Origin of the sequence: Providencia sp. PROV272, from assembly GCF_049901975.1 — a bacterium.
GTDB lineage: Bacteria > Pseudomonadota > Gammaproteobacteria > Enterobacterales > Enterobacteriaceae > Providencia > Providencia stuartii.
On the sequence record NZ_CP096291.1, the window covers coordinates 2,600,266 to 2,619,262 of the forward strand.

The 18,997-nt window shown below is 39.1% G+C and carries 21 protein-coding genes and 1 riboswitch; of the genes, 10 read left to right on the plus strand and 11 right to left on the minus strand.

Annotated features, from left to right (window positions below; all coding sequences use genetic code 11):
* The first annotated feature begins 110 nt into the window (after positions 1-110).
* Both M1E93_RS11930 and M1E93_RS11935 read left to right on the plus strand, forming a co-directional pair.
* Positions 111-1,502, plus strand: a complete 1,392-nt coding sequence (locus tag M1E93_RS11930) for an L-cystine transporter (protein WP_004919037.1) — start codon at positions 111-113, stop codon at positions 1,500-1,502.
* 281 nt (positions 1,503-1,783) lie between these two features.
* The gene (locus M1E93_RS11935; protein WP_004919036.1) at positions 1,784-2,173 is read left to right on the plus strand and encodes a YkgJ family cysteine cluster protein; all 390 of its coding nucleotides are present in this window, start codon (positions 1,784-1,786) and stop codon (positions 2,171-2,173) included.
* A 319-nt stretch (positions 2,174-2,492) separates the two neighbouring features.
* On the opposite strand, the gene M1E93_RS11940 is transcribed toward M1E93_RS11935, so the two are convergent.
* Entirely contained in the window at positions 2,493-3,503 is a 1,011-nt protein-coding gene (locus M1E93_RS11940; RefSeq protein WP_104873414.1) for a luciferase-like monooxygenase, read from the minus strand.
* A 256-nt stretch (positions 3,504-3,759) separates the two neighbouring features.
* Between M1E93_RS11940 and M1E93_RS11945 the strand changes: the two genes are divergently transcribed.
* Positions 3,760-4,080, plus strand: a complete 321-nt coding sequence (locus M1E93_RS11945; RefSeq protein WP_004919034.1) for a hypothetical protein — start codon at positions 3,760-3,762, stop codon at positions 4,078-4,080.
* Between the two features lie 264 nt (positions 4,081-4,344).
* The gene (locus M1E93_RS11950) at positions 4,345-4,533 is read left to right on the plus strand and encodes a YegP family protein (protein ID WP_004919033.1); all 189 of its coding nucleotides are present in this window, start codon (positions 4,345-4,347) and stop codon (positions 4,531-4,533) included.
* A 77-nt stretch (positions 4,534-4,610) separates the two neighbouring features.
* On the opposite strand, the gene M1E93_RS11955 is transcribed toward M1E93_RS11950, so the two are convergent.
* Both M1E93_RS11955 and M1E93_RS11960 read right to left on the minus strand, forming a co-directional pair.
* Entirely contained in the window at positions 4,611-4,931 is a 321-nt protein-coding gene (locus tag M1E93_RS11955; protein WP_004919032.1) for an AzlD domain-containing protein, read from the minus strand.
* 2 nt (positions 4,932-4,933) lie between these two features.
* Positions 4,934-5,590, minus strand: a complete 657-nt coding sequence (locus tag M1E93_RS11960; protein WP_014658184.1) for an AzlC family ABC transporter permease — start codon at positions 5,588-5,590, stop codon at positions 4,934-4,936.
* An 81-nt stretch (positions 5,591-5,671) separates the two neighbouring features.
* Here M1E93_RS11960 and M1E93_RS11965 point away from each other — a divergent pair, with 81 nt between their 5' ends.
* Entirely contained in the window at positions 5,672-6,232 is a 561-nt protein-coding gene (locus tag M1E93_RS11965) for a helix-turn-helix domain-containing protein (protein WP_004919030.1), read from the plus strand.
* 94 nt (positions 6,233-6,326) lie between these two features.
* Here M1E93_RS11965 and M1E93_RS11970 read toward each other — a convergent pair whose 3' ends face one another.
* Positions 6,327-6,677 (minus strand): hypothetical protein, encoded by a 351-nt coding sequence (locus M1E93_RS11970; protein ID WP_014658181.1) that lies wholly within the window; start codon positions 6,675-6,677, stop codon positions 6,327-6,329.
* 113 nt (positions 6,678-6,790) lie between these two features.
* Between M1E93_RS11970 and M1E93_RS11975 the strand changes: the two genes are divergently transcribed.
* Positions 6,791-6,967: a DUF2526 family protein gene (locus tag M1E93_RS11975; protein ID WP_004919027.1), complete on the plus strand. Its 177-nt coding sequence runs from the start codon at positions 6,791-6,793 to the stop codon at positions 6,965-6,967.
* Positions 6,968-7,431: 464 nt separating this feature from the next.
* On the opposite strand, the gene M1E93_RS11980 is transcribed toward M1E93_RS11975, so the two are convergent.
* From M1E93_RS11980 to crcB, 4 genes are all read right to left on the minus strand, one after another.
* Positions 7,432-8,616, minus strand: a complete 1,185-nt coding sequence (locus tag M1E93_RS11980) for a M20 family metallopeptidase (protein ID WP_004919023.1) — start codon at positions 8,614-8,616, stop codon at positions 7,432-7,434.
* Positions 8,617-8,684: 68 nt separating this feature from the next.
* Complete coding sequence (locus M1E93_RS11985) at positions 8,685-9,923, minus strand: Zn-dependent hydrolase (protein ID WP_223854756.1); 1,239 nt, start codon at positions 9,921-9,923, stop codon at positions 8,685-8,687.
* 3 nt (positions 9,924-9,926) lie between these two features.
* Positions 9,927-11,150, minus strand: a complete 1,224-nt coding sequence (locus M1E93_RS11990) for a hypothetical protein (protein ID WP_004919020.1) — start codon at positions 11,148-11,150, stop codon at positions 9,927-9,929.
* 871 nt (positions 11,151-12,021) lie between these two features.
* Positions 12,022-12,402, minus strand: coding sequence for a fluoride efflux transporter CrcB (gene crcB / locus M1E93_RS11995; protein ID WP_014658179.1), 381 nt, complete (start codon positions 12,400-12,402; stop codon positions 12,022-12,024).
* Between the two features lie 104 nt (positions 12,403-12,506).
* Positions 12,507-12,579: riboswitch (Fluoride riboswitch) on the minus strand.
* 365 nt (positions 12,580-12,944) lie between these two features.
* Here crcB and fetA point away from each other — a divergent pair.
* The gene (gene fetA, locus M1E93_RS12000) at positions 12,945-13,598 is read left to right on the plus strand and encodes an iron efflux ABC transporter ATP-binding subunit FetA (RefSeq protein ID WP_053110710.1); all 654 of its coding nucleotides are present in this window, start codon (positions 12,945-12,947) and stop codon (positions 13,596-13,598) included.
* Positions 13,599-13,607: 9 nt separating this feature from the next.
* Positions 13,608-14,384 carry an iron efflux ABC transporter permease subunit FetB gene (fetB, locus tag M1E93_RS12005; protein WP_004919013.1) on the plus strand — a complete coding sequence of 259 codons (777 nt, stop codon included), beginning with the start codon at positions 13,608-13,610 and terminating at the stop codon, positions 14,382-14,384.
* 168 nt (positions 14,385-14,552) lie between these two features.
* On the opposite strand, the gene M1E93_RS12010 is transcribed toward fetB, so the two are convergent.
* Entirely contained in the window at positions 14,553-14,942 is a 390-nt protein-coding gene (locus M1E93_RS12010) for a hypothetical protein (RefSeq protein WP_004919010.1), read from the minus strand.
* Positions 14,943-16,064: 1,122 nt separating this feature from the next.
* Here M1E93_RS12010 and M1E93_RS12015 point away from each other — a divergent pair.
* A complete protein-coding gene (locus M1E93_RS12015; RefSeq protein ID WP_004919006.1) occupies positions 16,065-16,355 on the plus strand; it encodes a hypothetical protein in 291 nt (96 codons plus the stop codon).
* 173 nt (positions 16,356-16,528) lie between these two features.
* On the opposite strand, the gene M1E93_RS12020 is transcribed toward M1E93_RS12015, so the two are convergent.
* Positions 16,529-17,269, minus strand: a complete 741-nt coding sequence (locus M1E93_RS12020; RefSeq protein ID WP_004919004.1) for a YnfC family lipoprotein — start codon at positions 17,267-17,269, stop codon at positions 16,529-16,531.
* Positions 17,269-18,303 (minus strand): LacI family DNA-binding transcriptional regulator, encoded by a 1,035-nt coding sequence (locus M1E93_RS12025; RefSeq protein WP_004919002.1) that lies wholly within the window; start codon positions 18,301-18,303, stop codon positions 17,269-17,271. Before M1E93_RS12025 ends, M1E93_RS12020 begins: the two co-directional genes overlap by 1 nt.
* Positions 18,304-18,535: 232 nt before the next feature.
* Between M1E93_RS12025 and M1E93_RS12030 the strand changes: the two genes are divergently transcribed.
* Positions 18,536-18,979 carry a PTS sugar transporter subunit IIA gene (locus M1E93_RS12030; RefSeq protein WP_014658177.1) on the plus strand — a complete coding sequence of 148 codons (444 nt, stop codon included), beginning with the start codon at positions 18,536-18,538 and terminating at the stop codon, positions 18,977-18,979.
* Positions 18,980-18,997 lie beyond the last annotated feature (18 nt).

An 18,997-nucleotide genomic window follows, 5' to 3' on the forward strand; every position in this document is an offset into this window, starting at 1 on the left:
TTTATCTGCTGATAACATATAACCAGTTGTTAGGATGAGCTAATTCCTTATAACCTTTAAGGTTTACAGCGCTAATAACATAATTCAAAAAACTGCGATTGGAGTTCGGAATGAATATTCCTTTAATTATTAATGTGCTTGTCTTTGTAGCACTGCTCATACTACTGGCAAAACTAGGGGCAAAAGGCTGGAGCCTGTCGAAAAAAGTTCTATTAGGTCTGGTTTTTGGTGTGGCATATGGCGTCGCTCTCCATTTGGTGTACGGTACTAATCACCAAACACTGAAAGACTCTATTCTCTGGTTTAATATCGTGGGTAATGGCTATGTACAGCTATTGCAAATGGTGATTATGCCATTAGTTTTCGCATCGATACTGAGCGCGGTCGCACGTCTGCACAAGGCATCATCGTTAGGTAAAATCAGTTTCTTAACTATCGGAACACTGTTATTAACCACTGCAATAGCCGCACTTATTGGTATTTTGATTGCAAATCTTTTTGGCTTAACTGCCGAAGGTTTGGTTCAAGGTCAACAAGAAACTGCTCGCCTTGATGCAATTCAAAATAATTATGCGGGCAAAGTGTCTGATCTAACTGTTCCACAACTTATTTTATCATTTATTCCTAAAAACCCATTTGCTGATCTGACGGGCGCTAGCCCAACATCTATTATCAGCGTGGTTATCTTTGCTGCCTTCTTGGGGGTTGCTGCTCTGCAATTACTCAAAGATGACCAACAACGTGGTGAAAAAGCGCTCGCGGCTATCGATGTGCTGCAAGCTTGGGCAATGAAACTCGTCCGTCTAGTTATGCGCTTAACACCTTATGGTGTCATGGCGTTGATGATCAAGGTTGTTGCAAGCTCTAACCTATCAGACATCATTAATCTAGGCACATTCGTGATAGCGTCGTACGTCGCACTAGCACTGATGTTTATCGTTCACGGTATTTTCATTGCGGTAACAGGCCTCAGTCCTATTAAGTTTTTCAAAAAAGCAGGCCCTGTATTAACATTCGCGTTCACAAGCCGTTCGAGTGCCGCCAGTATTCCTCTGAATATTGAAACTCAAACTCGTCGCTTTGGTGTTCCTGAATCTATCGCCAGCTTCTCGGCTTCATTTGGCGCGACAATCGGTCAAAACGGTTGTGCTGGTATCTATCCCGCTATGTTAGCTGTTATGGTTGCCCCCACCATGGGCATTAACCCATTTGATCCACTGTGGATTGCGACATTAGTTGGGATTGTTACTGTTAGCTCAGCAGGGGTTGCTGGTGTTGGTGGTGGTGCAACATTTGCCGCGCTGATTGTACTCCCTGCTATGGGGTTACCTGTCACACTGGTTGCCTTACTGATCTCCGTCGAACCTCTGATTGATATGGGTCGTACCGCCCTCAACGTCAGCGGCTCTATGACAGCGGGCACGGTCACTAGCCAATTAATGGGTGAAACTGACAAAACCATCTACAACCAAGAGGATGATGGTGAGCTAAAACACGTCTAATTTACATTAGCATAATTTAAGATAAAATTATCCACTGACTGCACCCCAAAAGTTGCAACACGACTGATTAAGGTGCAGTTTTTGTTTTTTAAAATTCTAATCGAATTTATTTATCGTATAGATAATGAGAAATATCAGAATGAAACACTGAAAAATCTTGCCAATCGGAAATAATACGTAAGATAATAGCGTTTGAGCAACGATTCTAGGCCTCCTGCCTATGTTGCGTCAGCCCGTTTTCTGCGGGTCATTATTTCCAAAATTTTTTAGTGATTTTATATATGACCAATATTACTCATATAATAAAAACTGATCCTGAAAATAATCCCTGTGTAAGTTGTGGTGCTTGTTGCGCTTATTTTCGCGTCTCATTTTATTGGGCAGAAAGCGAAAGTGGTGGTGGCACGGTTCCTCAAGATCTCACTGAGCAAATAACACCATTTATGAGTGCAATGAAGGGCACCAATCAAAAACACAATACACGCTGCACAGCATTAACCGGTACGGTTGGTGAATGTGTCTCTTGTGCTATCTATAGTCAAAGGCCTACCCCTTGCCGCGAATTCGAGCAATCTTGGGTTGATGGCGTTCATAATGAAGCTTGTGACCGAGCTAGAGCGGCTCATGGTCTGCCCCCTCTTGAACCCCATCTGCCACAAATCGCTTGTTAGCCGTCTATGACCCAGATTATTCTGGGTTATCTCACTTATCCTCTAAAATAATAGCTAAATGCTACCACGTTGAACGTACTCTGCCATTTTGAGTCGCCCTCTAGCATTGGGAAAATAAGTCGATTCATTGTGCTCAATTGACAGAGCATCGTTTAAAAGCCAGCGTCTTGAATGCAATCTAGCCGAACAGAAGAAGCTTGGGCCACAGGTCAATACCTCTCGTTATCGCCTGTAGCCCATAAAAATGCGGTTAACTCGTGATGCTAAACGGATTTTATATTAATGGGATAAATAGTGTCGCTACCGCTATTCATAAGCGTTACTGCTCTCTCAGCGCCTGCATTGCTTGCATCGCTAATTCAAATGAATATAAGCGGGATTGATGATCAAAAATTTGCCCATTAACCATGATTTCATCCGCTTGAGTTTGACGTAATACGGATTCTAGCCCATGGCGAATTTTGGCTTTATCCCCCACTAATGACATCCCGAGTGCTTGTTGCACGCCAAATTGTTCAGCAGGCGACCAAATTTTCCCCATATCTTCCACTGGAGGTGGTAATTGTGCAGGCTGACCTCTACGTAACATCACAAAAGCTTGCTGCATAGATGTAAATAAAAACTCCGCATCACGAACAGTATCAGCAGCAATAATATTAATACAAACTATTGCATATGGCTTAGCGAGCCTAGATGAGGGCGTAAAGTTTTCCCGATACGTCTGTAATGCCTGTAATAACAAATCAGGGGCAAAATGAGAGGCAAAGGCGAAAGGTAACCCCATTTGAGCTGCAAGTTGCGCACTGTATAAACTTGATCCTAGCAGCCACACAGGTATCTTTTCACCATAACCGGGAACTGGCCTGACAGGAGGATTAGGATCTGTTGCATCAAACCAATTCACCAACTCAGCCACATCGCGAGGGAAATTATCAATATCATGACTCATATGGCGACGTAACGCTCTCATGGTTTGTTGGTCACTCCCAGGCGCTCGACCGATCCCTAAATCAATTCGATTAGGATATAACGTATTCAATGTGCCAAACTGCTCAGCGATTACTAGCGGTGAATGATTGGGTAACATCACGCCCCCAGAGCCAAGATGCAGTGTTGTGGTATTGGCGGCAAGGTAACCAATCAACACCGAGGTGGCGGCACTGGCAATTCCCGTCATATTATGATGCTCTGCAAGCCAATAACGGTGGAAGCCAAGTTTCTCGGCCAATTGGGCTAAATCTAAAGAGTGAGAGAAAGCCTCCTTCGCAGAAGCGCCTTGTGGAATAGGTGCGAGATCTAATATTGAAAATGGAATTTGTATCTCAGACATAACGGCTCACTTTGTTGCTATTTTGTTATTTAACTACCATGCTAATCGATTATCATGCCGCCTTCCAGCCACTCAAGTAGACACCGCACAAGTGATGCTTTTTTATAGTCCTTGTCGATACGAGCGGGGCTAATTAAGTAGAAAATATGGAAAAAGTGCAGTAATTGTGAAGCTTCGGTCAAAGGAGGTAAAAGCGATTGCGGCAAAAAATGAATTAATTGATTATCTGAATCAATACAAATAAGAGGATATATCAATGAACAAACTAAATTCTGGTTTACTTGCTCTCATGTTAATGTCTGTTGGATTTGCCGCAGCAGCCAACGGCCCTGATAACCGCTCTTCACGCCCACATATGGGGAACCACCACAATGTGTTGTTTAGTGTTGCTCAACAAACAACGACACCGAATGAGACATTGAAAAAATTAGCGAATGACGCACCAAAAGCGGCTGATGGTAAACGTTACCTTGTTAAAATGAGTATTGTTGAAGTGCCTGAATATGTGCCAGCAAAACAGAAACCCACATCACAACCAACAAAGAGTGCACCAGCACCAGAGCCTGCTGCACAATAAACGCTAAAATAAAATATCTATAGATGCGACCTTTTAGATTAATATGCAGAATCAAATAGCATCTATTCTTCATATTCGTTATCTTAAACTAACAATAATTAGTTCTATTAATCCTACGATTGCCTCTATGTTATAGAGGCTTTTTTTTCAAATTAAATAGGCTCTGAAACTAGTAAATTTGCCTATTTATTTCTAATCTTAAGAGGCAATAGCGAGTATTGCGACATTCTGAGTGTCCACTTTATACCATTTTTGGAGTCAATCATGGGTTATTTTGAACTGAAAAAATCAACAAAAGACACCGCTCAGCCTTATTATTTTGTTCTTAAAGCGGCCAATCATGAGATTATCGCCAGTAGCGAGATGTATTCAACTAAACAAGCGGCATTAAAAGGGATTGCTTCTGTCCAAAAAAATGCAGCAACGGACGAAATCAAAGATCTTACCGTTTAATTTCCATCCACTCGTTTTATCAAATTATTGTGAATTAAACGCCCTTGTCCGTTTGAACGGGGCGTTTTAAGCTAATATCAAAAAATTAAGCGCAGTAATGCGGTCACCACAGAAGCAGATAACACAATGACAATAAAAGGTTTTTGATACCAAGTAAGCAATCCGGCTACACATACACCAATTATTTTAGGTATATCCGAAAAATGGTCACCTTCAAATACTGTCGAAGTCATCGCAACTGAAAACAAGATCACAATAGCTGCTGCTGAAAACAGAGCCTTGCTATTATCTGATAAAATAATTTTTCCTTTGAGCAAGGCACCCGATGAGCGCATTAGATAAGTGCCCACTGCCAGCAATAAAATTCCACTCAAAATCAGCCATGGGTTATCCATCATTATTAACCTCTCACATATATAACTAAGCTTAATAAGGCCAGTAATACGGGGATCCCTGCTGGTAAAAAGGGAGTAGCGATCACGGCAATCACAGCACCAACGATTGCCGCTAACCGCAATCGCTTATCTTTCAATGCGGGTAATGAAAGCGCCAATATAATTGCGGGGAACATCGCATCCATACCAAGTGTATGAGTATCTTGAATAAAGCTTCCTACACCTTCACCAATCAATACGCCTATTGGCCAACAAATTAATATCCCTAATCCGCATAACCAAAATGCCGCTCTTTTTTCTTTTTCAGTTTCCTGAGATAACCCAAATACCACACTTTCATCATTCATAATATGATAACCCAATAGCGCTTTTGGGCCTTTCCCCGCTAATTCACTGACGGCAAAGCTAAATGGAATATGCCGTGAATTCACGAGTAACCCCGCCAAGGCAGCAGAAATAGGGCTTCCGCCTGAAAAAATGACCCCAATAAAAAGAAATTCTGACGCCCCTGCTAACACTAAAATAGAAAGAGTCAAAGGAACCCAAAAATCAAATCCTTGAGAATGCGCTAGTGCCCCATATGAGATGCCGACAATTAAATCCGCAAGACAAACCAGTGCAATGTTTTTTACCGTGCTATGATTAAGCGTTGAGGTTAGCATAATGAGTCGTTCGATATATAATACGTTCGTTCATTATGTCGGTAGTTATCTAAAAGTGCAATCAAAATAGGAAACTAAAACTTGAGCTCCTTCACTCCACCTATTGAGTTAATCGCCAAAGCATTAGTCAGAGAACGGCAAAAAAGTGGTCTGTCACTCTCCGAACTCTCTCGTCAGGCGGGCATTGCTAAATCGACACTCTCGCAACTAGAGGCCGGAAATGGCAATCCAAGTATTGAAACTCTATGGGCTATCTGTGTCGCTTTAGATGTGCCGTTTTCTCGATTAATTGAAGATAGACATGAGCCAGTCACCGTCATTCGCCATGGTGATGGTATTCAAGTCAGTGCTGAACATGCTAATTATCTCGCTTTTTTACTTTCAGCAGCACCCGCAAACTCACAACGTGATATCTATACTGTGGTTGCTGAGCCTGGGCGAGATCGTATTTCAGAACCTCATATGCGTGGTGTGAGTGAACATATTATTTTGATGAGCGGTCGTGCCATGGTTGGCCCTTTAGATAACCCAACAGAGTTGTTTCCCGGTGACTATATCCACTACCCCGGTGATGAGCCGCATATTATGCGAGCACTTGAGCCAAATACCATGGCTGTCATGATCATTGATAAACAAAATTAGATGTCTACCATTTGACGCATGCTCAATAGATAGAGCCTCAGTTATCACATAAGGCTCTATCTGAGTTTTTATCTAATTAAACGCTAGCAAGCGCCTATTCCCAAAAGTAGATATTTTTCTCTTGCCACCCTTTTCTTTTCATACAACTCATATATTCGCGATGGCGGCTATCTTTATTCACATCCAAAACATAACTTTCCGTCTTGGGAACTTTTTCCTCATAAGTTTTCTCTTTACCGCATTCATCGTTTTTCTTGCATTTTTTCGTAATTGTTTCATACACCGTTCTTTGGGCGACTTCGTTACGAACTGGAAATCGCTTAAAAGAATCAAATTCACATTGTGAATCTGCCTCTTGGTAAGTCCATTCCACAGGGCCTATTGGTTCCCATTTTGATGTACAAGCACACAGTAGAAAACACAGCAGTATAACGGTTAATTTCAATATCTTATTCCTATGCTAGATGTAATAAAAAATAAATCATCGACAGCCACAATAAATAATACTACCCACATTCCATGTGTTATAATTTTTAATCATGTCTATTGGAGATAGTTATGCAACACTACGACAATATTGTTAAACACGTTGACGCACTATTAGCAGAAAACTCAATCTCAAATATGAATATATTGCTGGCACAGCTTTCTCACGACGCTCAATTAACACAAGAGCAACGTTTCGAGCAGCAACAACGTTTAAGAAAAGCGATATTTAAACATCATGAGTCTTAGCTTAATTGTGATGAGTTTCAATTATTGTTACTCATCACAATATAAGTAAAACTTCACCGAATTATATTAATGAAAACAAGCATGTCAATAAAATAGGCCACTTAAGTGAAATATACAATCATTTGTTTATATTTGACTATGCGTATTTTGGTAAAATATTTTAAACACTATATTAATAATTTATTTATTCGTCGCAAAATCACCATTTTTAATAGAATAAAAATAAAAACGTTCTCTCTCTTTATATTTATAGCTAAATTTTAATCTTAATACTTCACGTATTCTAAAAATTTTAAATTGCGTCTCTTTTAGGGGAGATGATATTTATGGCTAGATTTATTTTTGATGTTCACAATATCCATCAAGGTATCTTGTGATTTAACGATGAGATAAAACGATTCTATCGGCAGGTAATAATACAAATAAAACCTTGCCGCGATTATCGCGACAAGGTGAACCATCAACTAGAAATTATCCTGTTGTAAATAGGACCATGCATATTGTGCATACAGTTCAGCTCCCGTTGCCATTGCGTCTTCATCAATATTAAAACGCCCATGATGGTGCGCCCACTGTGTATCTTTATCAGGGTTTCCTGAACCTAATAAAGCAAAACAACCTGGAATATTTTCGATATAAAAACTAAAGTCTTCGCCACCTGTCGTTGGTTTTTCAAACATCAACGCATCTTCACCAAATGCTTGTGTAATGACAGATTGCGCCAATAGCGCACTACGCTCTTCATTGATCACAGGCAGTGTTCCATACGTATAAATAACTTCTGCTGTAGCCCCATACATCGCTGCGGTATGTTCTGCATAACGTCTGATAGCCGCTTCAATACGATCCCGAGTTTCGATATTAAAACAACGTACCGTTCCGTCTAATACTGCATTCTCCGCAATAACATTAAAACGCGTTCCCACGTCCATTTTACCGATACTGACCACTGCAGACTCAAGTGCCGATGTTTCCCGTGAAATGACAGCTTGTAAGTTCATCACAAAAGAAGAAGCCACAACAGCCGCATCGACCGTTGCTTCAGGCATCGAACCATGGCCGCCACGTCCTTTAAACTTCACGACAAGTAAATCCGCCGACGCAAAGGTTCCCCCCACATTACAAGAGACTTTCCCAGAGGGGGTTGTAGACCAAATATGCATCCCAAAAACGTTATCAACATTGTCAATTGCACCTTGCTTGACCATTTCACGTGCACCTTGAGCAATCTCTTCCGCCGGTTGGAAAATCAACCTTACATTGCCTTTCAAATCTTCACGAATTTCATACAACGCTTTTGCCGCCGTCAGTAACATAGAGGTATGCGCATCATGACCACAAGCGTGCATTTTTCCTTGATTTTGAGACTTATAGTCTAATGCATCATTCAGCTCAAGTACGGGTAGCGCATCGATATCAGCTCGTAATGCAACGGTTTTTCCCGGTTTACCGCCCTTAATTTCCGCGATAATGCCTGTTGGCTCTGTTAAACGATATTCGATACCGATTTTACTTAACTCTTCCGCAATCCGTTTAGTGGTTCGTACTTCTTCCCATGGCAATTCAGGGTGTGAATGCAGGTCTCGACGAAATGCAATCATATCTGCGGTATGTTTTTTGATCGCTGCTGTAATTGTTGTGTTTACCATTTTTCTACCTTTACCTTCTTATGCACAGACGCCTTCATCTGCTTAATCACATAATACTTCTCTTCACTTTAACACTCTGTTAGCGAACGAACCGTCGCGAACATTACATCGGCTCCTAGCGCAATTTGTGCATAATCCGTCCATTCATCAGGGTGATGACTTAACCCATTACGGCTAGGCACAAAAATTAGCCCCGTGCGCGTAATACCGGCAAAAATCATCGTGTCATGTCCCGCACCACTGACCATAGTGCGATAACGCAAACCTTGCTTTTGTGCATGTTGTACCATCAATTGATGGATTTCAGGGGCTAATTCGGTAGGAGACACATAAAGAGGCTGAACGATATCACTTTGAATATTGCCTTTAGCACTCTCTTGTTTCACCAATGCAATGATCTGCTCGATGGTGTTACGCAAAGCGGATTCATTTCTTGAGCGAATGTCGACGCTAAAAGTCACTTCACTTGGGATCACATTTGCGCCATTTGGTAAGACGTTTAATCGCCCTACTGTTGCAACCGTATTATCCCCAGCGGCAGTAGCAATATCAGGAATTTGGCTAATGATACGGCTAGCGTTGACTAATGCGTCAGCGCGCATATCCATTGGTGTCGTTCCTGCATGTCCCGCCTTACCGCTTAGCTTCACTTCCAGTTGTGCAATACCAACAATAATATCTACAATTCCAATATCTTCATTGGCCTGCTCTAGCACTGGACCTTGTTCAATATGCAATTCTAAAAAAGCTTTGACTGATGAAGGTGCCAGCACCGCCTCTGCCGCCTTATCTGCATTAAAGCCCGCATCTGCCATGCGTTGCGCTGCCGAAACACCCTGCCTATCTTTCAGTTGATATAGCGTTTGAGTTCCGATAAGCCCAGTAATGACACTTGATGCCATCAAGCCACGACCAAAACTCGTTCCTTCCTCTTCGACTAATGCGATCACTTCAAGAGGGTAACGGGGTTGCAATTGTTGTTCACGAATGCGCGCAACCACATCTAACCCTGTCACAATTCCTGCCGGGCCATCAAAAGCGCCGCCATGGGGAACAGAGTCAAAGTGTGAACCAATAATCACAGCAGGCAATCCCTCCTCTGAGCCTTCTAAACGACCATAAATATTACCGATGGCATCTTCTCGAACTTGCAAGCCAAGTGCTCGCATTTGCTGTTTTATATAATCACGTGCTTGCTTATCTTGCTCGCTATAGCTCATTCGTGTCGTTCCTTGACCCGGCGTTGCTGTAAATTCAGCCAATTGTTCTAAATGGCGTTGTATTCTTAATGTACTTGTTTCCATCATCATTTACCCTGCAAGCGGTGTAATAAAACCAACCATAATCCCAGCCAATACCACAGAAACCATGGTTACTGAGATAAATCCACCAACTAACATCGGCCCTAACATATGTCCGGTCAAAATTTGACGCTCTTTCTCATCTTTGGTCAGCGCATTGATGGCTTCATTCGTAATGATATAGTCGGCAGGGAAGCCATACAGTGCGGTTAACGACACGGCAAAGGCCATCTCTTTAGAGACACCCAGTATTTTTCCCACAATCCACGAAGCTAAATACATCCCAATGACGGCTGCAATGATCAGCACCAACATAGGGTAGACAAGCCTTAATAACATGTCTGGGGTTGCATGATTCAGGGTGTCAAAAATAAATAGCATTAACGCCATAATGGCAAAACCAAAACCATTCGCTTTTTGTAGCGGTTGTCTTTCCAAAAAGCCCAGTGACGATGCAATAACGCCAAATAGTAAACATAATACAAACGGGCTAATACTCACGATAGGTGCTGCCCATGTAGAAACTAAATAAGCAAGGTACCCCACCGCTGCTAAGCGCAAAAACTTGAAGTAACTGGTATTGTAGTGAGAAGGAATTTTTTTAAATAATCTCGGCATCTCATCTTCTGAAACGACTGTTTTCACTTCAACATTATCGGCCCCTTCAACCGATAATGACGCCTTCCACTGACCATGACGATATTGCTCAAGCACTCGACGCCCTTCACGTTTTAACATTACCGCTGTCAATGGATAACCCGCAAACCCCTGCATAACGTAAATAAGGATGGCAAAAACCGATAGGTCAATAAGACCCGCATCAGCAGCACCTTTAGACATGATCAAGGATGACACGATACCACCGACTAATGGAGGGATCGCCACTAATACTGTATTCAGGTCAAATAACACCATTCCGACAGCATAAATAAAAACAATGATGCCCAAGATCCCTGATAACGAAATTAAAATGGTTTTCCACTGCCGCAACAGCTCTTTGAGTGATAGCAGCGTTCCCATATTAGTAATTAACAGATACATCAACATCACCGCCACGACTTGCGGTATTCCGGCAATGCTGACGATATCTTTAGGGAAGAATGTCCAATAACCGAATAGGAATAAAACAGCACATACAAATACGGAAGGGATCCACGCTTTGGTTCTTACTGCAATAGCATCCCCAATGTATAAAATCAAAACGATAATAAACAGTGCTAACATCTGTGACATAACTTTTCCCCGTCAATATCTGTTTCTAATTCAATTTTCTTTAGATGATAAATTTTATTATTTATTTTTATACAAAATATATTTTTAGTGATGGTGTGATATATAGCCAAAATTAAGATTATTTCGCTGCTATTAATAAAAAACAGCAGTAAAAATCATAATATCATCGAAAATCAATATGTATAGATAACGTTCTAGAAGAATGGGCGAATAGCAAAATAGAAAACTCATCCCCTTAGTAGTGATAAATGACACCATAGCGTCATATAACATTAGAATTAGTCTGTTTTTTAGCTAAAGAGTAGCGTTATCGTTCTAATTAAAGCTCATTAACAATGAATAACACTTTAGTTTATTTATTAATCAACGGGATTATATTCTGTTGTCAGATGGAGAGTTTGCAAAAAATATACTTATTATTTTTAGAAAAGAATAATTTTGTAGGCAAGTAAAAGCAGTTATTCCAAACAATCTACTTTATTACTAATTTGTTAAATTTAACCCTCGAAACGTGTTTTTTTACTCACAATAACCATAAAATGACGACTAACCATCACTAAGATCACATACTATCTGGTGATATTTTAGCCAAAAATAATGGGGGATTTATTGTCGAGATAGTCTTTAATAATATCATAGCTAAAGTGCGTTAGATTTCTTAAGTCATCCTTTTAGCCATAATGGAAAAATAACCACCTCAAAATACACCATCGTGGAATAACAGACTATTTATTGCTGTTGATCTCGATTTTACAGATCAATTGGGGAAATATTTTACGATTGCCGCTCTCAACACAGCAATATCAGAAGATGATTATCGAATGCCTAACAACCACATTTTTCACCTACATCTATCTACCCTACTCGTTGATTACGACTGAGTGAGCCAGTGGTGACTCATCATGCCTAAAAAAGTAAAAATGAGTGCGCCTATGACATGAATGGCGATTGTGCTCAATGCAACCATTAACTTCCCTTCTTGGATCAACGTTAATACTTCCAAAGAGAAAGTGGAAAATGTAGTAAACGCGCCACAAAAGCCGGTGACAATAAATAGTTTATAATTGGGGCTAATATTGGCATTGGCAAAATAAGAAATGGCAAAACCGATAACAAATCCCCCGACAAGATTGACAAAAACAGTTCCCATCGGAATATTTGGGTATAAGTTATTCAGCTTCAGCCCCACAAACCATCTTAGCCAGCCACCTAAAATTGAGCCTAATGCGATAGAAAAAAGTGATGCATACATACGAAGCCCCTTATCGCGCTTAAGGGGATAAATGAACGGGATCTCTCTCATTTATACCCCAAATATTCAGGGCACATAATACCTGTACCCTATCATTTAAAAAGGTGAACGTAGGCATCATCAGCCCTTTATTTGGACGGTTTTTTAAACAGGAGGAATGCCATCTCCTTTTGTTAGAATATCTGCAATTAACAACAAGGTAAATAGCCCCAGCTTTAAGAATTTCTCTTGTTAAACACAATGTAACGTTAATTTCTTTGCACTACCATTAATGACATTCCTATTGCTACATATCGTTATTTGATTAAGCCATGTAATATGGTTTAAAAACCATCAATAGATGTATTTTCTTAATCCTAATCATCTTCTTTATTTGATCCCTGCTCCGCTTAATATGTCAATCTTAGCGTGAATGGCGCATAATATTTTGGATTACTATACAAGGTAAATTCCTTGTTCCGTTTCATGTCGCGAGCAAATCAATGATCAATTATAAAATTGCCTGCATGACGTCACATTAACTCTATGGGCTAAGCGTAAAAATGGATAAAAACCGCGGTTTATTGCAATTAGAAAATATTGGATATGTTATTGATAACAAAACAATACTAGATAAAGTTCAGTTTGATTTATCGGCTGGTGAATTTAAACTCATTACGGGGCCTTCGGGATGCGGTAAAAGCACGCTACTTAAGATCATCTCTTCATTACTTTCCCCTACCTCAGGGCAAATTATCTTCAATGGCAATAACTATTCAACCATCCCCCCTGAAGAATATCGCCAACAGGTTTCTTATTGCACTCAAACCCCCTCTTTATTTGGAGCCACCGTTTACGATAATTTATTTTTCCCTTATCAGATACGTAAGCTACCGTTTAATAAAGATAAAATTTATAAAGACCTTGGTTACTTTTCTTTACCCGATTCAATATTAGAAAAAGGCATTAATGAATTATCTGGTGGAGAAAAACAACGTATCTCGTTGATTCGCAACCTTCAGTTTCTACCAAAAATATTACTGTTAGATGAAATAACCAGCGCATTAGACGAAGCAAATAAAGTAAAAGTTAATGAGCTAATCCACCAGTTAGCGACACAACAAAATATCGCTATTCTTTGGGTGACTCATGATCAGGATGAAATTGCACATGCTGATGACATTATTACCCTTCCCGTCCATAATGCAGATAAATAGGAATGAGTCATGCACCAACCCACTATTACCAATGAATCTCTGGGCTTTTCTATTATGCTTGTTTTGGTCGCTATCTTTATCAGCCATAAAGAAAAACTGGCATTAGAAAAAGATATTATTTGGAGCACTCTACGCGCTATCATCCAGCTATTGATTGTTGGCTATATTCTAAAATACATTTTTAATGTTGATCATGAAGTTCTGACTATCGCGATGGTGATGTTTATCTGTTTTAATGCGGCTTGGAATGCCAAAAAGCGCAGTAAATATATTGATAAAATCTTTTTGACCGCTTTTATCGCCATTACCTCTGGAACACTCTTAACCCTATTAATACTGATCATCACAAAAGCAATAGCTTTTACCCCGATGCAAGTTATTCCAATCACAGGCATGATCGCAGGGAACGCCATGATTGCTGTCGGTCTGTGTTTCAATAATCTAGGCCAACGATTTAGTAGCCAACAACAACAAATACAAGAGATGCTAAGTTTAGGTGCAACACCTAAGGTGGCCTCTATCGCCATTATTCGAGACAGTATTCGCGCATCCTTGATCCCGACTGTAGATTCCGCAAAAACCGTCGGTATTGTCAGTTTACCCGGTATGATGTCTGGATTAATTTTTGCTGGGGTTGATCCATTAGAAGCAGTGAAATATCAAATCATGGTCACTTTTATGTTACTAGCAACAGCCAGCTTATCGACCATTTTGGCAGGTTATATGACCTATCTTAAGTTTTACAATAGCCGCCATCAGTTATTAATCAATACATTAAATAAATAACAATAAAGAAAACGCTTGATAGTAGCGACGTTATCAAGCGTTAATCTTTATAGACAGTTAATTTACAGCTTTGCTAATATTCAAGCCTTTCCTGTAGATACCTAATAATATTAAACAGTTATTACTTTACGTTTTAAATGTTAATAAAAAGTAAAATAAAATATCTATTTACTGACAATATCTTGTCCATAAAGATTCCATGACCGATAAAGGTAACAAATCATAATCACCTTCTACGAGCGGAATCGATAGTGCAATCCTGCCATCTTGATTTTTATACGTTTTTACGGCAAATCGCTTATAACCCTCGATTTTTGCATTTTTAACACGCAGTACTTCACCACAAACATAGCCGACCTCCCCTTTATCAGCCGTTGAGCGAATAAAATTATACTTAATATTCCTAAATGATGCGGATTCAGGATAAGACAAGTAATCTGCCACATTGTATTTGGCCAATTTAATCAGATCTGGGTTTGGCTTATAATTAACCATTACCCCTAATAAAAATGAACAACCAATAAGTAATACAGTAATGAGCAATTTAACCATATTCATACTTTTCGCTCTTGTATAACACAACGAGTAATTTGATAATAAAGACAGATCACTTGAACAGTAGGTATCTTAATCAAGTATTTCTAAATAATATGGATTGAGGTGCTATTTCTAATAGAGATATACATCCTATTAATTACTTAAAGTTACCTTACTATATAAATTAAAATGAACTCTCATCGATTAAAAAATCCTTACAATATAATAGATAGTAACAATTAAATGCTCGCCATTTCAGTCTTTACGCATTCCTTCACACAAACCGAGAGTAATCCTAACAGTAATAATGTTTAAAAATAAGAGTCAGCAATACAGCAAACTGTTACAATTTGTGTCTTCCTTCCAAAAAGAACTCTTGGGTATAACACTCAAAATAGTTATTTAATTTAAGTATTAATCATATTTCATTTTCAAGCATGAATAAACATAAATAAATTATTCAATTAGATAATATGTATTACAGAGTATTAACCAACCCTAAATAGGAGTAAATTGATCATAAAAAAATAAAAACTGTCCTCTCAATTGCAATATATTCTGCAACCTATTCTGTTTTTTAGTGTTTATCACATGATGCTTTTGCTGATATTTGCTTGTATGTATCTTGTTTTCAAGATAACCGACATGAAGAAAATCCTCATCTAAATGATCAGTTACCCTCTTTAGTTGTAGTGTGTTTCTTTATGTCTTTTTATACAAAGTACTCACCTGCATTCTGTCATTAACGTTCTCTATCAATTTTGAACGGGTACGATGATGCAACTTTCCTCTCTCGCGTGGAAACATGCTGTAGTACTACATGCCCATATCCATAAGCTAAATGTTACAACAGACACTAAACATAAAAATAATTTACATATAAACTCAAAAACCACTACTCTTATTGCGAGTATTCGTATTTCTTAATGCCATATTCATTATGAAAATTAATGATTTTGAGGGAGGTTAGCGACTAGTAAGAAAGGGGCGATTAAATAAAGGCCATACCAGAAAACAACAGCAAATACAGAATATTCCTATAAATAGCCCTTTGATTGAAAAACTAAAATTTTACGGCTAATTTTGACAATAGATTTTATTTTAGTCCGGTAGCATCTACGTGTCTCTCTGATAGGGTGTACCATGACAAACATTCAATTGCTATTACTTGCAACCAACAATTTTAACGCAAGTGCTCCTCTCTCCCATACACATGCATCGTATGTATATCAATTTTATTACGCGCAGATTGCTCACAAGCAGTTAAAGCTTAATGATTTTATGAAGGGATTTATCGAACAAGTTGAACCTATATTGAAAAATAATAGCGATTTATACGATCGACGCGACGAAATCTACCAATTAATTCAAAGCTACTTGCAGCAAGCAGAAACGCGTTTTATTCAAAGAAAAATGCAAATTAATAAAGAATAATATTAAAAAGCGCCTCCTTAGTTTTCACTTAAGAGGCGCTCATCGAAAAAATGTGAGTTTCATTAAATAGACACAAATTCAAGTGCCGTGACTTCTTTTAACGATCCCCTCCGCTTTTGCATGGCACACAAGCTAACTGTTATTTAATCAATAAGTTAATCTTGTGCTTATTGTCACTCCTCAAACTGTGTGTCAATCACGACAGATTGCCGTTGAGTTTGCATCTCTCCATCAACATCATATTTGGTCAAAATTTGACAATTTGTTGGTGCACCAAAATGATTATATTGGCATTTTCTCTCAGAAATATAGCCCAAATCACCTAACATTTTCTGCTCTATTTGAATATCCGCATAACGGTTTATATCAGCTAATGGCTTGAAGAGAGTTTGCATATATAACTGATTTTTATCATAGTAATTCATTTCCTGTAACTCACCTAAATTACTATATACTACCTTATCAACGGTGCCGTTATCCTCTTTAGAATGGATACTCTTAATGTAGTTACGTTCATCATATTCAAAATACGTCGTACCATAAGAGTCTTTTTGGGATATAAAACGGCACTGTTCGTCTAAATCGATGATAATTTCCCCTTCATTGCTGCTGCCCTTCAGTTGGTTATTATCTCTTTTGAGTTGAATATGCTGTTGTATGCCATGAGAAATTGATTCAAAGCTTTCAATGCAACTCTTTTGATCCAATTTTAATTGGATATCCTGTGTCACCGTCTTATCTTCGGTATAAAAAGTCGCTTTTATCTCTTTCACTGGGCCTTTTACTAATACCCCACTAAACAATACATATATATTCTGTACTGCTGGTAAATATCCTTTCGCTATCGATGCCGCTGATACCGTTGATGTTGATAAACCCAATAATGTTAACAAAAAAACAACAAACTTCATCATTATGCGCTTTGCCTTGCTTCGAATTTATAGGGAAAAATAATTTCTTCTTGTTGATGCGGAGAACCACTATCAGGATCAGCTAACCATTTTTGTAATTTTTTCGCCGTTTCTTTCGCCATTTTATTGTAATCAATACGCACCGATGTTAACGACGGGTGAATATAATCACAATTAGACGACCCTTCAACACAAGCCACTGCCAACATAGAAGGCACTTTAATTAACCTTCTTTGGCATTCAAACAAAACACCTAGCGCAATCATTTCATGACTGCATATTACTGCATCTAATTCCGGCTGCCGAGTTAACATTTCACTAATCGCTTGACGACCAAAATCCATTGTCGCCACATACGGTGTCGTAATACTTTGCTCTGCGCTATGATAATGATTTAGCATCGCTTTAGTCCAACCACTCAATTGTTGGCTCTGTATTTTGCTATCCATCTGAGCACCAATATAGCCTATTTTCCGATATCCCTTTTGCAACATGTAGTTGGTTAGAAAAAATACGGCTTCACCAATATTACTTCTTATATTTAATGAGAATAGATGACTCGACTCCCCCGCCACACCAATAACAGGAATATCAAGGTTTTTGAGATAACTAAATACGCTCTCTGAATTAATCCCACCAAAAATAACCACAGCAGCAGGGTTACTTTGCAGTAACGTAAAGAGGACTTCAGACTCTTTTTTCTGCTGATAGTTATGACTACCAATAACAACCTGATAGCTATTTTTATTGAGGACCTCTTGTAATGGTTGCAGAAATGCAGAGCTTGCGTAATCCCTTAATGAAGGCACCAATACAGCAACTGTACGACTTTGACCTGATGCCAATATACCTGCGGCTGAATTTGGTATATATCCTAGCTCAGTGATTGCTTCATTGATTTTTTCTCGCAGTTTATCTGAGACCAAATCAGGTGTACGCAACGCTCTAGATACAGTCATTGAACCAACGCCTGCATATTTAGCCACATCCTGTAGCGTAACTCGTCCTGTATTCTTTCTCTTGCGTATTTTTTCCATAAAAAATATTTTTTGCTCTATTCACTCTTATCTCACTATAACTTACCACAGGTTAGTTTTGTTCATGAGTGGACTTTCGTGTTCTTGAGTTTTTATTGGCTTTATTTATGCGAAATGATAGCGCTATCACGAAAATGAATAATTCGACTAGATAGCGCTACCATTGATCACTACTATGCCCTTAGTTAGAAAAAAAGCTAAAAATAGTTTTACACCACCAGGAGCAAACTTAATGTTAACCACATTATTGACCCCCAACGTCATTCAGGTTGTTGAAAGTGCCACCGATTGGCGCGATGCGATTCAAATCGCTTGCGAACCACTCCTCAAAAACCACCGTATTCAACAATCTTATGTTGATGCCATCATTCATTCACATGAAAAGATTGGTCCTTACTATGTACTAGGCCCAGGCATTGCAATGCCACATGCTCGCCCTGAAGACGGCGTCAATCAGCTATCTCTTGGTCTTACCGTTATTAAGCGCGGTGTTGAGTTTGGTGCCGATGGCAACGATCCCGTTAAGTTATTAATTGTTCTTGCCGCAACCGATAGCAACAGCCATATCGGCGCTATCGCTAAACTCGCTGAACTTTTTGATAACCAAGAAGATATTGACAACATCATGCAATCAGAAAACGTCGATGACATCCTCAACATCATCGCGCGTTATTAATTATTAAAAGGAAACAAT

What these genes read in the sequence shown, in the direction of transcription:
- M1E93_RS11930 (WP_004919037.1), top strand. Translation starts at nt 111, where the DNA reads ATGAATATTCCTTTAATTATTAATGTGCTTGTCTTTGTAGCACTGCTC.
- M1E93_RS11935 (WP_004919036.1), top strand. Translation starts at nt 1,784, where the DNA reads ATGACCAATATTACTCATATAATAAAAACTGATCCTGAAAATAATCCC.
- M1E93_RS11940 (WP_104873414.1), bottom strand. Translation starts at nt 3,503, where the DNA reads ATGTCTGAGATACAAATTCCATTTTCAATATTAGATCTCGCACCTATT.
- M1E93_RS11945 (WP_004919034.1), top strand. Translation starts at nt 3,760, where the DNA reads ATGAACAAACTAAATTCTGGTTTACTTGCTCTCATGTTAATGTCTGTT.
- M1E93_RS11950 (WP_004919033.1), top strand. Translation starts at nt 4,345, where the DNA reads ATGGGTTATTTTGAACTGAAAAAATCAACAAAAGACACCGCTCAGCCT.
- M1E93_RS11955 (WP_004919032.1), bottom strand. Translation starts at nt 4,931, where the DNA reads ATGATGGATAACCCATGGCTGATTTTGAGTGGAATTTTATTGCTGGCA.
- M1E93_RS11960 (WP_014658184.1), bottom strand. Translation starts at nt 5,590, where the DNA reads ATGCTAACCTCAACGCTTAATCATAGCACGGTAAAAAACATTGCACTG.
- M1E93_RS11975 (WP_004919027.1), top strand. Translation starts at nt 6,791, where the DNA reads ATGCAACACTACGACAATATTGTTAAACACGTTGACGCACTATTAGCA.
- M1E93_RS11980 (WP_004919023.1), bottom strand. Translation starts at nt 8,616, where the DNA reads ATGGTAAACACAACAATTACAGCAGCGATCAAAAAACATACCGCAGAT.
- M1E93_RS11985 (WP_223854756.1), bottom strand. Translation starts at nt 9,923, where the DNA reads ATGATGGAAACAAGTACATTAAGAATACAACGCCATTTAGAACAATTG.
- M1E93_RS11990 (WP_004919020.1), bottom strand. Translation starts at nt 11,150, where the DNA reads ATGTCACAGATGTTAGCACTGTTTATTATCGTTTTGATTTTATACATT.
- crcB (WP_014658179.1), bottom strand. Translation starts at nt 12,402, where the DNA reads ATGTATGCATCACTTTTTTCTATCGCATTAGGCTCAATTTTAGGTGGC.
- fetA (WP_053110710.1), top strand. Translation starts at nt 12,945, where the DNA reads ATGGATAAAAACCGCGGTTTATTGCAATTAGAAAATATTGGATATGTT.
- fetB (WP_004919013.1), top strand. Translation starts at nt 13,608, where the DNA reads ATGCACCAACCCACTATTACCAATGAATCTCTGGGCTTTTCTATTATG.
- M1E93_RS12010 (WP_004919010.1), bottom strand. Translation starts at nt 14,942, where the DNA reads ATGAATATGGTTAAATTGCTCATTACTGTATTACTTATTGGTTGTTCA.
- M1E93_RS12015 (WP_004919006.1), top strand. Translation starts at nt 16,065, where the DNA reads ATGACAAACATTCAATTGCTATTACTTGCAACCAACAATTTTAACGCA.
- M1E93_RS12020 (WP_004919004.1), bottom strand. Translation starts at nt 17,269, where the DNA reads ATGATGAAGTTTGTTGTTTTTTTGTTAACATTATTGGGTTTATCAACA.
- M1E93_RS12025 (WP_004919002.1), bottom strand. Translation starts at nt 18,303, where the DNA reads ATGGAAAAAATACGCAAGAGAAAGAATACAGGACGAGTTACGCTACAG.
- M1E93_RS12030 (WP_014658177.1), top strand. Translation starts at nt 18,536, where the DNA reads ATGTTAACCACATTATTGACCCCCAACGTCATTCAGGTTGTTGAAAGT.